Annotated in this window: 10 protein-coding genes; all 10 read left to right on the top strand. The window is 39.9% G+C overall.

Annotated features, from left to right (window positions below; translation table 11 throughout):
• Nucleotides 1-61 precede the first annotated feature (61 nt).
• The 10 genes from ACQ4MX_RS09940 to ACQ4MX_RS09895 all read left to right on the top strand — a co-directional run bounded on the left by ACQ4MX_RS09940 (nucleotide 62) and on the right by ACQ4MX_RS09895 (nucleotide 13,101).
• A complete protein-coding gene (locus ACQ4MX_RS09940) occupies nucleotides 62-3,583 on the top strand; it encodes a hypothetical protein (RefSeq protein ID WP_431090384.1) in 3,522 nt (1,173 codons plus the stop codon).
• Between the two features lie 86 nt (nucleotides 3,584-3,669).
• A complete protein-coding gene (locus tag ACQ4MX_RS09935) occupies nucleotides 3,670-3,867 on the top strand; it encodes a DUF5659 domain-containing protein (RefSeq protein ID WP_431090383.1) in 198 nt (65 codons plus the stop codon).
• 19 nt (nucleotides 3,868-3,886) lie between these two features.
• Nucleotides 3,887-5,722, top strand: coding sequence for a DNA primase family protein (locus tag ACQ4MX_RS09930; RefSeq protein WP_431090382.1), 1,836 nt, complete (start codon nucleotides 3,887-3,889; stop codon nucleotides 5,720-5,722).
• A gap of 1,036 nt (nucleotides 5,723-6,758) precedes the next feature.
• Complete coding sequence (locus ACQ4MX_RS09925) at nucleotides 6,759-8,027, top strand: site-specific DNA-methyltransferase (protein ID WP_431090380.1); 1,269 nt, start codon at nucleotides 6,759-6,761, stop codon at nucleotides 8,025-8,027.
• 18 nt (nucleotides 8,028-8,045) lie between these two features.
• A complete protein-coding gene (locus ACQ4MX_RS09920; protein WP_431090379.1) occupies nucleotides 8,046-8,207 on the top strand; it encodes a hypothetical protein in 162 nt (53 codons plus the stop codon).
• A gap of 67 nt (nucleotides 8,208-8,274) precedes the next feature.
• A complete protein-coding gene (locus ACQ4MX_RS09915; protein ID WP_431090377.1) occupies nucleotides 8,275-9,018 on the top strand; it encodes a transposase in 744 nt (247 codons plus the stop codon).
• A 158-nt stretch (nucleotides 9,019-9,176) separates the two neighbouring features.
• A complete protein-coding gene (locus ACQ4MX_RS09910) occupies nucleotides 9,177-10,022 on the top strand; it encodes a tyrosine-type recombinase/integrase (protein ID WP_431090375.1) in 846 nt (281 codons plus the stop codon).
• A gap of 175 nt (nucleotides 10,023-10,197) precedes the next feature.
• Complete coding sequence (gene terL / locus ACQ4MX_RS09905) at nucleotides 10,198-11,748, top strand: phage terminase large subunit (RefSeq protein WP_431090374.1); 1,551 nt, start codon at nucleotides 10,198-10,200, stop codon at nucleotides 11,746-11,748.
• A 203-nt stretch (nucleotides 11,749-11,951) separates the two neighbouring features.
• On the top strand, nucleotides 11,952-12,587 hold the full coding sequence (bluB, locus tag ACQ4MX_RS09900; protein ID WP_431090373.1) for a 5,6-dimethylbenzimidazole synthase: 636 nt from the start codon (nucleotides 11,952-11,954) through the stop codon (nucleotides 12,585-12,587).
• 154 nt (nucleotides 12,588-12,741) lie between these two features.
• Nucleotides 12,742-13,101 (top strand): phage portal protein, encoded by a 360-nt coding sequence (locus ACQ4MX_RS09895; RefSeq protein WP_431090372.1) that lies wholly within the window; start codon nucleotides 12,742-12,744, stop codon nucleotides 13,099-13,101.

Below are 13,101 nucleotides of genomic sequence, written 5' to 3'. Positions count from 1 at the left end.
GATATAATGCATATGAGAACACTTGTTCTGCATCGACGATAATAATATCGGAGGAAGATATATGATCAAAAAAAGACAATACCACCTATGGCAATATCAACTTGGCGATGTGGTAGAGAGAAACGGACAATTTTCGCTGGTCTACACTTTAGCAGATGCTAAACAAGCAAGTGAAACCTTCATGTATTACATTCTGCACGAAAAGATAATGAATAAGCAATTCGATGCTACGCCAGAGTACATAACGAATGAAAATACTTCAGATTTAAAATCCAATGACAGCAAGCCGATCAAAAAAAAGAAGAATATTCTCCCTATCATGACCATCGAAACGGGACGTGGACGTAGTGAGGAGGATAATGACAAACTCAAACGTTTGCTGGAAAGGGGCTTTACAGCCATCTATACAAAGTCAAACGGTCAAGAGATTGCTCGCCATACCTATGTATTTTTGGATAATGTCCTTTCCGGTGCTCAAAACAAAGAATGTCGTCAGCTATTTGTACTGGAGAAATATGCTGAAGCGTTGAAAGCACATGTTTCCCTTGGAACTGAACCGACCCAATGTACCGTATCTAAAAACTTGACGCGCAATGCCCTAATGACGACAGATGTGTATCTCTGCCCTGTAGATATGAAGCAGCTAACCATCTGTATTCTCCCCGATAAAGAAATACCCGTAACGGAAGACGTAGAGATGATTCTTCCTTATCATCGTACACCCGAAGAAGAGGACATGTACACTAAGCTCCAAGCCTATATGGAAGAAGAAAAGCACTATGAAAAGCAGCGCCAAAAAATCAGCCAAAAGGTCAAAGAACATAAAATTGAACTTCCTATCGCACCTAACGATAGAGATCAGTACAAAACGACTGGTCGCTGGAAAAAAGAGAATAGCAGACGAGTGTCTTTAGAGCACCTTAGTAAGCCTGCATGGAAAGTCGAAAAGAAAAATGGCGTTTCGGTTCCCGTATGGACTATCGACCAGACTGAGCTTTATGAGAAAAAAGAACTCCCCATCACACCATGGTCAACGGGCTTGCAATTAGCAGAAGTAAAAAATCATACGGTCATGGAAAATGTATTTGATGGCATGGGTTTGGTCTCAAAAGAGTTAGGACAACAAATGGAACGTTTCCTACAGGTAGACTATACGATTACAGGTTATCAATTACGCTTGCCAGCAATCAAAGGCTTTTTTCCTTGTGTAGATTTTCATGGATATTTCCGTAAGCATAACGTAAATCGGATTCAGGATATATTTGGAACATGGCATGATGTAGATAAAATTGATATCTTGACCACCGAGTCTACCTTTAAAGCGAAGCTGCAAGTGGTCGGAGAAAAGCCAGACGGTTCAGAGGAGAAAGCCTGGTTATTTCCCTCGATATCCGCATACCAGTCTAAATTGATCGAGTATGGCTATGATGCGATTGGGATCTCCAATATTGCCAAGCCAGTACATGAACAATACCGGAAGTCATCGTATCAGTTGTTGTTGGCACTTGATTTGCAAGCAAGAGATGTCGTTTGCTTATCCCATGTGCAGGGCGATCTCATATATCAGGCATTAAGCATCTATCGCAAAGAGGAACTAGATTGGGAAGATCTCCGCTATTTGCAAGCATTTTTGCACTTGGTGTATCGGGAAAATTCAGATAATGGAATTGGTAAACAGTGTAGCGATGCCATCCATGCTCTACACCTTAATAAAAAATTGGCATTCGACCATAAAGTAAGGCAAACGATCAAGGAAGTAATCGATCATAAAATAGATGAAATGGGCTTGGGAAAGTTTTATGTTGAAGCCAAGTATCTGTATGTGACACAAGATATTTTAGCGTTTCTATCTTACGCTGCAGCAGCGGATCACCATACATGGAAATATACAGGGTTTCTATCTGCCAAGCAGAGTTACTGTGGTGGTGCGATATTAGGTCAGAATCTATTTGCGAGGAACCCGATCATGTCCTTCAGTGAAATCACGCGAACCACATTCGTAGATTATGAAGGTGAGGATGCTGAGTTTATTCGCCATCTCGATAATATTGTGCAGCTTCCTTTGGGAACAGAGCCAGATCGTCTTGGCGGCGCAGACAGGGACGGCGATGAATTACTGATTCTGTCTACACAATTAAACTTGGCAGAGACTCAGATTGAATACCTACAGCAGTACAATTTCAAGGTTAATAACGAAGAAAGTGAACACCACGATAAAAATCTGCTTGACCTGTTGAATGAGAATATCCAGCAGCATTTTGCAGAACGTTTTCCCGTTCAAGCTAGAGTATCGCTAGCAGACTATGTAATCGATTCACTGGTACAAGTCAACGATGCAGATAAATCCACCGCTCCTTCACAGGAATGGAACAAGGCAAATGTTATTGATTTTATTATTCACTCTGAAGATAAAACGGGAGAAATCACCGATATTAATACGACGATTGAAAATATCGCTAACGCGAAGGATGGGTTATTGCAATACAAGTTTCCGATTGCGATCATGAAGCATTTGCAGGCCCTATGTATAGATGCTTCCAAATCGGGTCTGTTCGACCAAGTTGTCATTCCAGATGTAATTCAATATCGGTTTGGAACGTTGAAGCCACAATTTACATTTTTCAAAGACGGAAAAACCTACAACAAGGATCGTAAGCACACCTCGGCTTTAGATCTGCTTGCCGAGTCCATGTTTTCATTTAAGAAATATATAAACCGAATCATGATAGACGATACGGATCAGAAAATTCGGAAACATCAGTTTGAGAATATCTATCAGTACTTTCAAAATTTCGACCTGGATACAGTGTATGTGGATCAAACCATCAATGCGTTAAAGACAACTTATGATACGTTCCTGCAAATAAATAGAGAGCTAACGCAAGAGAAGCAAAGCCTGAATCCATTCGCATCAGACGAGAAGCAGAAGCGATTGCGAAAAGAAGTGGATGCCAAATTTGCAGAGCTATATCGGGAAACGAAAGCGGCAGCAGAACACATATGCGATTGTCCCTCTCTACTGGCTACGGCTGCTGTTCGGAAGACTTACGTGGACTCCAAAGCGAAAAAATCGAATAAAAATTATTCCTTTTGTTGGGTGGTCGCCAGTGAAGGAATGCTGCAAAATGTACAGCTTCATTATGAGGACAAAGATAAAGTATATATCCAGCAGGCAAAAGAAAGTGATGAACATACCTTTGAATGGTTAGGCCATAACTATGCCACGGTGATGAAACGAGAAGCTTACACGTTACAATGGCCTGAAGGCAAGGATATGAGCATCCCTGACAAGTACCTCAAACAACAGGATGCGAAGCTCGATGATCTCATGGACTACAAAATTTCTTTGGTAAGCAGCGAAAAGAGGACATGGAATCCCAAAGAAGTAGCTGAGAAAATGGTGGGTCAGACATACACTCTGTTCGATGACCGAGGCTGGCTTGGCGTGGCTGAAGGATTGAGCATTGCTCGCAAAGCAGGAGATTCCATCCTCAATTGCTATATGAACAAGTCTATAACCATTAAGCAAATTATAAAGACAACAAAGGCTTCCATCACTTGTCTAGCAGACTTCCGAGCATAACCATGCGGCTTGTCAGCCGGTAGAGAGGGATGTGGGAGAATTCACCTTTCACATTCCAATCACTTATTTAGATGAGGAGGTCAAATATGGATAGCCATACAATTGTCATTACCCAGTCTCGAATGGCTGGATGGTTAATGTTTAATCGGTTTCATAAAATGGATGAAAAAGTTGATTTAAAGGATTCGAATCGGAAAGTATTTATATTCAAGGATTCACCTCCGTTGAGGAAGGTCATGGAGCAATATAACGAATTTAAACAGGTAGTCGATAACATCTATTAATAAGGGGGATCATAACAATATGACAACAGCTTTAGAGAAGCTCGATGATAAACACAAGTATTATACCGACCAATTCACCATTAATGGAAAACAGGTGGATGTACGGAAAAATAGGAATAGCAAGCAAGTAGAAGCATGGATAGATGGTATGTGGAAGCCGATTACCAAGGAAGATGTGGATAAGCAGTATCGGATACAGTTTGAATATTCTCCCTATGAGTTAGAGTTTTCGTATAATGGTGGCAAAACGTGGTGGACATACACGGATGAAAAATATATGACCGATTCGGAGAGAGCATACTTTAAGAAGGAAATTGAATGTTTTGAGTATTGGAATCTCCAAACACGTATTGAAGAGGAAGAACAAAAAGCGAATGATCCAGAATATCAAGAGTGGATTGCCCAACAATATATAGATTGGTTAGCTCACGAGGAAAAGTATTACCGGAGTCAAAGTAATTCTAAGCCTATATCTTATTTGGATATTTCAGATGTGTTCAAAGGTGACGAAAAGTCGGCAGAGGAGAATCCGCCTTCGATTGAGCCTAACTATAGGAAATACTTTGAGATGAATGGGAATCAGAAGAAATTCCAGCCTATCTGGTACGGTAAAGATATTATAGATCAGCATATGAAATGTTTTTTTGATGGTACGTTTTTGTATCGGTATGATCAGGGGGTATATGTCAATGATGGTGAGCGTCACCTGGAGCAATTATCCGTTACCCTGCTGGACAATGAGTTCCGCCATAGTCGGATTAAGGAAGCACGTTACTACATAGAGGCCCAAAGTTATATTGCAGGAACAGAAATTAATCTGTTGGACGACTATATTAATGTGAAAAACGGTTTGTTGAATTGGAAAACGGGAGAGTTAAGGGAGCATACGCCTGATAGACGGAGCACTATTCAATTTCCTGTCCTATATGATCCTACGGCCAATGACCCTGTCATGCTTAAGTTTATCGAATCTGTGCTGGAACAGGATACGCATGCAACATTGTTTGAAATGATCGGCTATTTTCTGATTCCTACCTTGGAGTATGAAAAAATATTTTTATTCACAGGTACGGGAAGCAACGGGAAATCGGTATTGATTAAAACGATTGAAGCGATGATAGGCAAAGCGAATATATCCAAAGTTAAAATTCAAGATTTAGAAGGAGACAGATCAAGGTTTAAAATTGCTGAACTTTATGGAAAAGTGCTGAATTGCTTTACAGATATCCCTGCGGATGCATTGAACTCTACGGGGAACCTCAAGGTACTTGCCAGTGGTGAAGGATTAAATGCCGAGAAAAAGGGGAAAGATCCCTTTAACTCTGAGCCGTTTTGTAAACTGTTATTTAGTGCAAATGAATTGCCAAAAAGTAATGACAACAGTGATGGATTTTTTAGAAGACTGATGGTGTTTCCTTTTACTCGTAAATTTACAGATCAACAAAAGGATACGAAACTAATTCATAAACTGACGACTCCATCCGCTTTATCGACATTATTGAATTATGCGCTTGAAGGTTTAAGACGACTCGAACAACAAGGTGGATTTTCGTATTCACAAACGATTAAGGACCAAGTTAAAACGTATCAAATGGAATCGGATGTCATTATGCTATTCATAGATGAAGAATGTCAAATCGAAAGTGAAGCTTCAAAACAACATGAAAGCCGAATCGAATGTAAAAGGTTATATGCGAAGTATGCTGCATGGTGTAAGCAAGGTGGATTTAAACCTGAAACGACGACTAAATTTAATAAGCATATCAAAGAAAAACTTAAGGATAAGGTGTATCAGAGGAAAGCTAGAACAACAAGTGGCAGCTCAGTTCCCTTTTGGTTTGGTATCAAAATATAATGTTTCCTGTTTGCAGCATCTGTTTCCTGTTCGTTTTCTGTTTTGCATACAATTGGAAACGGAAAAATAGTTTGTTTACATAGAGAATCATGAGTTTGTTTCCATGTTTCCTGTTTTTTTAACTCTTGAGAGAATACATATAATAATATTTGATCGAATATTATGTGCTGGTGAGGAGTGTTATATGTCATCAGGAGTGTTCAAAACTGGAAACATGGAAACAGCTTTTAAAAATCAGCTATTATACTGGAGAAATTGAAGTGAAGATAGGAATCTGGCGTTATAAAATTGGAAACAAGCTGATGGAGAATAGGAAACATGTTTGTATATGGGCTTGTCAGCCCGTAGAGAGGAATTGATGGATAAGTCCAGCCATGAATTTTAGAGTAAAGGATGATTGGAGTTGCGAATGTGAACTTAATAAGCCGCAAAGGGGTTGGGTGTGGGAGGGGAAACGGCGGCAGGCGATACTACCGTTTACGAAGCATAGCGAAGTGGTTTTATCGCGGTTTTGAGTTTCCCCTATCCCACATATAGATCATACATAGATTCAGCAGGATTCATACATGTAGTCAGAATCATATTATTGTCTAGGATTACCGCTTCAAGATTTTCAATTTCATATTCAAATTTATCTTGGTGAATTGGACTATGATTTGTGGAATTTTAAACTATATGAGTGAGGACTTGAACCAACAAAGAGTAAAGTGTGTCACGTGACACAATGTTGAAAATTTAAAGTACATATTATACACGGGAACTCTGGCTATTGGCTAGGGTTCCTTTTCATTTTGGAGAGGAGCAACAAGATTGTTATTAATGTTACAAGCAATAATCATAGAAATATTAAGATTTGTTACTGCAATTGGTGTGTTTTGCATCTGGATGTGGATTGCAGCCTTTTTGAAAATAAAGGTAGAAAGGGGAATCAAGTGGATTGGAAATCAAATTCGTAAACGTAGAAACTCTGATACCATACATAAAAAACACCAGAAATAATGAGAAAGCTGTAGACATAAAGGAGAGAGTTTTATAAATGAAATGGATGAAATTGAAGATCGATCAACTGGTACATGCGGAATATAATCCAAGGAAGGATTTAAAAGCGGGTGACCCAGAGTTTGAAAAGATCAGGAATAGCGTCATCGAATTCGGTTATTGTGAACCGATTATTTGTAATAGTGATTATACCATTGTAGGAGGCCACCAACGTGCCAAAGTGTTAAAGGCACTCGGATACGATGAAGTCGATTGTGTCATAGTCGATGTGAATAAGTCGAAAGAGAAAGCCCTGAACATAGCGCTCAACAAAATTACAGGGGAGTGGGACTTTGACGCACTGGCTGCATTATTAGATGAGTTAAAGGAAGCAGAGTATAATATTGAGCTAACGGGCTTTGATTGGTCTGAAGCGGAGAAGTTGCTGGATACATTACATGAAGATACAGCCGATGATGAGGATGATTTTAATGTAGAAGAAGCATTACCTGAGCATCCGGTAACTCGAAAAGGTGACATTTGGCTACTTGGGAAGAATAGGCTCATCTGCGGTGACTCGACTAATCCACAGGATATTACGAGATTGATGGATGGTAAGAAGGCACAGCTTATTGTAACCGATCCACCCTACAATGTGGACTATACGGGCAAGACGAAGGATGCATTGAAAATAGAGAACGATAAAATGGACAATAATCAATTTTATAATTTCCTATCGGCAGCTCATACTCGAATGTTTGAAGTAGCTGATGACGGAGCAAGTATTTATGTGTTCCACGCAGATAGTGAAGGTTTGAATTTTAGGAAGGCATTCATTGAAGCAGGATTCAAACTGGCCCAGTGTTGCATATGGGCTAAACAAGCGATGGTTATGGGCAGAAGTGATTATCACTGGATGCACGAACCTGTATTGTACGGTTGGAAGCCGACAAGTGGACACTATTGGAATAGTGATCGTAAGCAAACGACATTATGGCAATTTGATCGTCCCTTCCGCAATGAATACCATCCCACCATGAAGCCGATTTCCTTGATTAGCTACCCAATTAAAAATTCAAGTAAGCTTGGCGATATCGTATTTGATCCATTCGGTGGTTCAGGTTCAGCGTTGATTGCTTGTGAGGAAACGGATCGGATTTGCCATACGAGTGAGCTTGATCCCAAATATGTAGATGTGATTGTGAAGCGATATATCGCCCACGTTGGCAGCGATAACGGCGTATATCTGATTCGAGATGGTATACAGTATAGTTACCAAGAAGTTGTTGCTGAGTCGGCAAAGTCAGAGGTATCATGTGCTGACTAAACCGAAAGGGTGATTGAATTGGGTAAGGCAAAAGTGAATATGGTGATTCGATTCCTGAAGGGCATGCAAGCCGAAAAGGTAAATGTGCTAGGAACTGAGGAAGCGCGTGAGGACAATGAGTTGGTTCAGAAGGTGATTGAGGATATCGAGTTGTTTTACGAGGCTGAGTTAGAAAGTTAAGCTGATACATATGGGGAATGGGCTATTATAGTCTGTTCCCTTTTTTCATGCTGGAGGTAAGCATAAGATGAGTAAATATAATGAAAAACCAAAAAGGAATAAGCCAAAGATACTGACCAAGTATGATCAATTTGTTGTGCCAAGACTCAGGGATATTCCCGTTTGGGTACGTGAAGGAGCCACAGATGAGGAGATTGCTAAACGACTAAATATTCATATTTGGACATTAGGCGACTACCGTAGAAAACATCCCAAATTTGCGGAAGCATTGGAACGTCCAACCAAGTGGGAAACACATGTATATCCTAGACTCACGGAGATTCAGCAATGGTTCGAAGAAGGAGTGAATGCAGAGGACATCATCAAGAAACTCGATATAGGTAAAACGACTTGGTACGAGTATATAGATAAACATCCGATGCTGGCTGAACTAGTCAAATGGAGCAAATCTGTCCCTATATCCCACGTAGAAAATTCACTTTTAAAAGCAGCAACTGGTTTTTCGTATGAGGAAATTAAAACAATAGTTGAAGAGGACAAAAATGGAAAAAAGAAGACGCGTATCGAGAAAGTGAAACGATATCAGCCTCCCAATCCGACAGCGATGATTTTCTACTTAAAGAACCGTTCACCTAACGAGTGGAATGATCGACGTGAGCTGGTGGTTAATACGAAGGCACTGGAACAGGAACGGAAGCAGCTATTTTTGGATATGATTGAAGCGGATGTAGTAGATGCCGACTATGAAGCTATTGAGGAATCAGTTGAGATGGAGGAAGGATACATAGAGCCAGATGATTCACAGTCATAACGTTATGCCGTCAGTATTTTCATAGATAAACGCCAGTTTTAGCCCTGAATTAGCCTGTAAATTACCCAAATTCAGTGCATAAGATAAGTTATGCAATCAGTGGACTTTCTCTCGCATCAACGGTATGATGTGACACACAAGCGAAGGGTGGGGCGAATATGGAGTATATTCAAGGGTTTGAAGCACATTTACGGAGCAAGGATCGGAGCGAGAACACGGTTTCCTGCTATATTAGGGATGTATTGCAGTTTATAACCTGGTATCAAAGGAAAACGGAATATGGACTGGACAAGTGGATTAAACTGGATAGCGTAGAATACAAGAAATATCTGCAAAGCACCAACCAAGCAATACTGACCATTAACCGTAAGATCGCCAGTATCAATGTTTTTGCACAGTGGATGCATCAACAAGGCTATATAAAGGAAGAAGTACATATCGAAGCGGTCAGGAACAAGGTCGTTCGCCAATACAAAGGGTTAGCGGAAAAGGATTTGTGGAAGCTGAGAAATGAAATTCACCGGATGGGCAATCGGATGCATATCTGTATGATTGAATTGCTGCTGGGTACAGGGATACGGGTAAGCGAATTGGTTGGTATCAAGCTGAAGGATATAGAAATAAGCGAACGCAAAGGATTATTGAAGGTACTCGGCAAGGGGAACTCCTTTCGTACCATACCATTGAATAAGGATGTACGAAAAGCCATTTCTTGGTATCTTGAAGTCAGACCACACAGTGAATCAGAATATTTATGTATTGGCCAGCGTGGAGCATTGGAACGAAATGCGATCAACCTGATTTTGAACAAATACGGGGATCGGATCAATGTGAAGGTCACACCCCATATGCTCAGACATACACTTGGCTATAAGTTGGTAAAAACGACTCCATTGACGACTATCCAGCAAATCCTTGGACATGATCACGTAGCGACCACCAATATCTATACACTAACAACACAGCAGGATATGGTTGAAGCTTTGGCAAATATCGAGTGGTGAGAAGCCACTCTTTTTGTCGTGGAGGGAGGGGTACTTCTATGTAGATAAACGGAGCTGCCAGCAAAGGGTGCAGAAATTTTTGTGATGATTTTATAGTGAATTTGAGAAAGGAGCTAGTACCATTGAAACAATAAAACAAGAAGAACAGCGACAGACTGAGCTGCTGAAGCAGTATATGGAGAAGCATTTCAAGCCGCCCAAAATGAAACAATTGATCGACACGTTCTCTTTCTCCGAATTAAGAAAGCTAATCGGTGAGATGGACATTGAGTTTTTCGCTTTAGCTTATTTTCCTAAATATTTTGATCGAGCGTTTGGCAAGTTTCATCAAGAGCTATTCACGGAATTAAGACATATGCTTGCCCATACTGGACTGATTACGGCTTTCGGCCTCCCTAGGGAGCATGGAAAGTCCACGATCAGTTCCTTTTTATTTCCGCTGTATGCAACTTTATATGATAAATCACAGTATACATTAATCATATCAGCAACAGAGCAGATTGCATTGCCCTTCCTCGATATGATCAAAGATGAGCTGGAAACCAATCAGATGCTGATTGAGGATTTCGGTATTCGTAAAGGGAGCCGCTGGAACAATAACGAGATCTGGCTCAAGAGTAAAGGTGGACTGGACTCATGTATTATGATTCGTGGGATTGACGGTTCACTTCGAGGTATCCATTACAAGCATCACCGTCCTACCTTGGTTCTAATGGATGATTTGCTCAAGGAGGATACGGCTCGATCCGAAGCCAAACGAGAACAAATTAAAAATACATTTACAGATGTCATTTTACCTATTGGCACAAGGGATACGAATATTCTGATCTGTGGAACCATTTTGAATGAAGAAGATATTATGGCCGATTTGCTCAAAGGTAAAATCCCTGGTGTGCGAAGTGTTCGTAAAGCAGCCGTGCTTCAATTTTCAGAGCGTGATGATCTTTGGTCAGAGTGGGAGCGACAATATAATAATCTACAAGTCGAGGATAGGATCAATACTGCTTTGTCCTTTTTTATGGTGAATGAGGAGGAAATGCTAAAGGGAACGGAAATCCTGTGGAGCGAGTATCTGGACTATTATTATTTGATGTGCAAGAAGCAAGCGATGGGAGAGAAAACATTTTATAAGGAGCTACAGAACGATCCGCGCTCAACCGATGAGTACATCTTCCAGAATCTCATGTATTGGGACAGGTTGCCTGAATTTGAGGATATGGAAATGGCTATGTACATCGATCCAGCGATTAAAGGCGGGAAGAAAAATGACTATTCGGCTATTTCAATTATTGGTCAGCACCGAAAGACAAAGCAGATGTATGTGGTGGATAGAAATATTTATAAACTTCTGCCGGATGATTTGTTCCAAGTGGCTATTGAGAAGTTGAAGCTTTACCCTGTAGATAAGCTTGGTTTTGAGGTTAATCAGGCACAGAGTTATATGAAGCAAAAGTTTGAAGAAGAGTTATGGAAGGCGAATATACATACACCCGTAGAAAGCGTGCATTCCAAGGGGCAGAAGCATGAACGAATTATTAGCTTGGAGCCAGAAGTGAAGAAGGGTCATATTCTGTTCAATGCAGATAACCTCAGATACAATCATCAGGTGAAGGACTACAATCGAAACTGTACATATGATGACGCGTCAGATTCACTTTATGGGGCTGTCCAATTGATTCAGTCTGTGAAAAGCCTGAAATTTTATGATCGCAGTTTGTTGTTTTGAGGGTCAGGCAGTTTAGATTGCAGATTGATAATGACCTGCAAGAGACAGTATTGATTTCAAGTATAAATAATATTAGAGTTATATCATTAAAATACCTATTTCAATGTAAACTTGAGTCTGAAGCTCTGTCATAATAATCTGAGTACTAGCGCATTCTCAGTCTTATTTAGGTTGGGGATTTTTGTTTTAAGGGAGGGATTAAATTGTTAAATGATTCTGAAAGAGAAGGTATATTTAAGGCCATTTTTGAAAGGAGAGATATTCGATCATTTAATGGAAAACCCATATCCAAAGATAAGTTAAACAACATATTAATGGCTGGTCATCATGCACCTTCCGTTGGTTTTATGCAACCGTGGGATTTTATTGTCATTGACTCTCAAGAGGTTAAAGAACGATTGGCATATGCATGTCATAAAGAAATACAAGCGTTGTCCATACACTATGAAGATGAAAAAAAGACAAGATTCCTCTCGTTAAAATTAGAGGGTATAAGGGAAGCACCTATAACAATCTGTATTACATGTGATCCCACAAGAGGTGGCGGACATGTACTTGGGCGAAATTCTATTCCTGAAACAGATATTCTATCCGTCGCCTGTTGTATCCAAAATATGTGGTTGGCGTCTTATGCAGAAGGAATAGCTATGGGATGGGTTAGTTTTTACAAGAAAACAGACGTACGAGAAATACTAAATATTCCGCCACATATCGACCCTATTGCTTTGATTTCATTGGGATATACGGATTTTTATCCTACAAAACCAATCTTGGAACAAGAAGATTGGGAGAGGCGTCGAAATCTGAATAGTCTAATACACCATAATGTTTGGGAATAATTTGAGATATAATTGAATCTTTCCTTTAGATATGATGCTAGCGAAAACGATAGTTCAATAAGGAACTACCTTATTAAGGGTGGTTCTTTTATTGATTTAAGAAAAAAATTTACAGCTAGTAATCGCATAACCCATTTTGAAAGGATGAGCCTATTTGCAAATAACCGAGTCCATCATATTAAAATGTCTAAACGAACTCCAATCGGCTGCAATAGCCAAACAGAAATATTCAGATTACTATAATGGCCAGCATGCCATTCTGAAGAACTATTCGATGCAAGAAAGTCGAAGCAATCAAAAGCTTATTTTCAATTTCCCACGTAAGTTTGTAGACAATGAAGTGGGTTATCTGCTCGGTAAGCCAGTAAACTATGTGTTCAAGTCAGATCAGGATACAGCTATACATAACATAGACGTACATATGAGTCATTGGGACAAAGAACATAATTTACAGCTTCGAAAACAGTCTGAAATCTTTGGTGAGAGTTTTGAATTGATGGATTGTCAACACTAA

Source organism: Paenibacillus sp. 8b26 (assembly GCF_050626875.1).
In the GTDB taxonomy this organism is placed as follows: Bacteria; Bacillota; Bacilli; order Paenibacillales; family Paenibacillaceae; genus Paenibacillus.
Note: the sequence above shows the minus strand (reverse complement) of the source record. Positions and strands in the feature narration are given on the sequence as shown.

Coding starts and splice junctions, on each gene's coding strand:
- ACQ4MX_RS09940 (WP_431090384.1), top strand. CDS start 62: ATGATCAAAAAAAGACAATACCACCTATGGCAATATCAACTTGGCGAT.
- ACQ4MX_RS09935 (WP_431090383.1), top strand. CDS start 3,670: ATGGATAGCCATACAATTGTCATTACCCAGTCTCGAATGGCTGGATGG.
- ACQ4MX_RS09930 (WP_431090382.1), top strand. CDS start 3,887: ATGACAACAGCTTTAGAGAAGCTCGATGATAAACACAAGTATTATACC.
- ACQ4MX_RS09925 (WP_431090380.1), top strand. CDS start 6,759: ATGAAATGGATGAAATTGAAGATCGATCAACTGGTACATGCGGAATAT.
- ACQ4MX_RS09915 (WP_431090377.1), top strand. CDS start 8,275: ATGAGTAAATATAATGAAAAACCAAAAAGGAATAAGCCAAAGATACTG.
- ACQ4MX_RS09910 (WP_431090375.1), top strand. CDS start 9,177: ATGGAGTATATTCAAGGGTTTGAAGCACATTTACGGAGCAAGGATCGG.
- terL (WP_431090374.1), top strand. CDS start 10,198: ATGGAGAAGCATTTCAAGCCGCCCAAAATGAAACAATTGATCGACACG.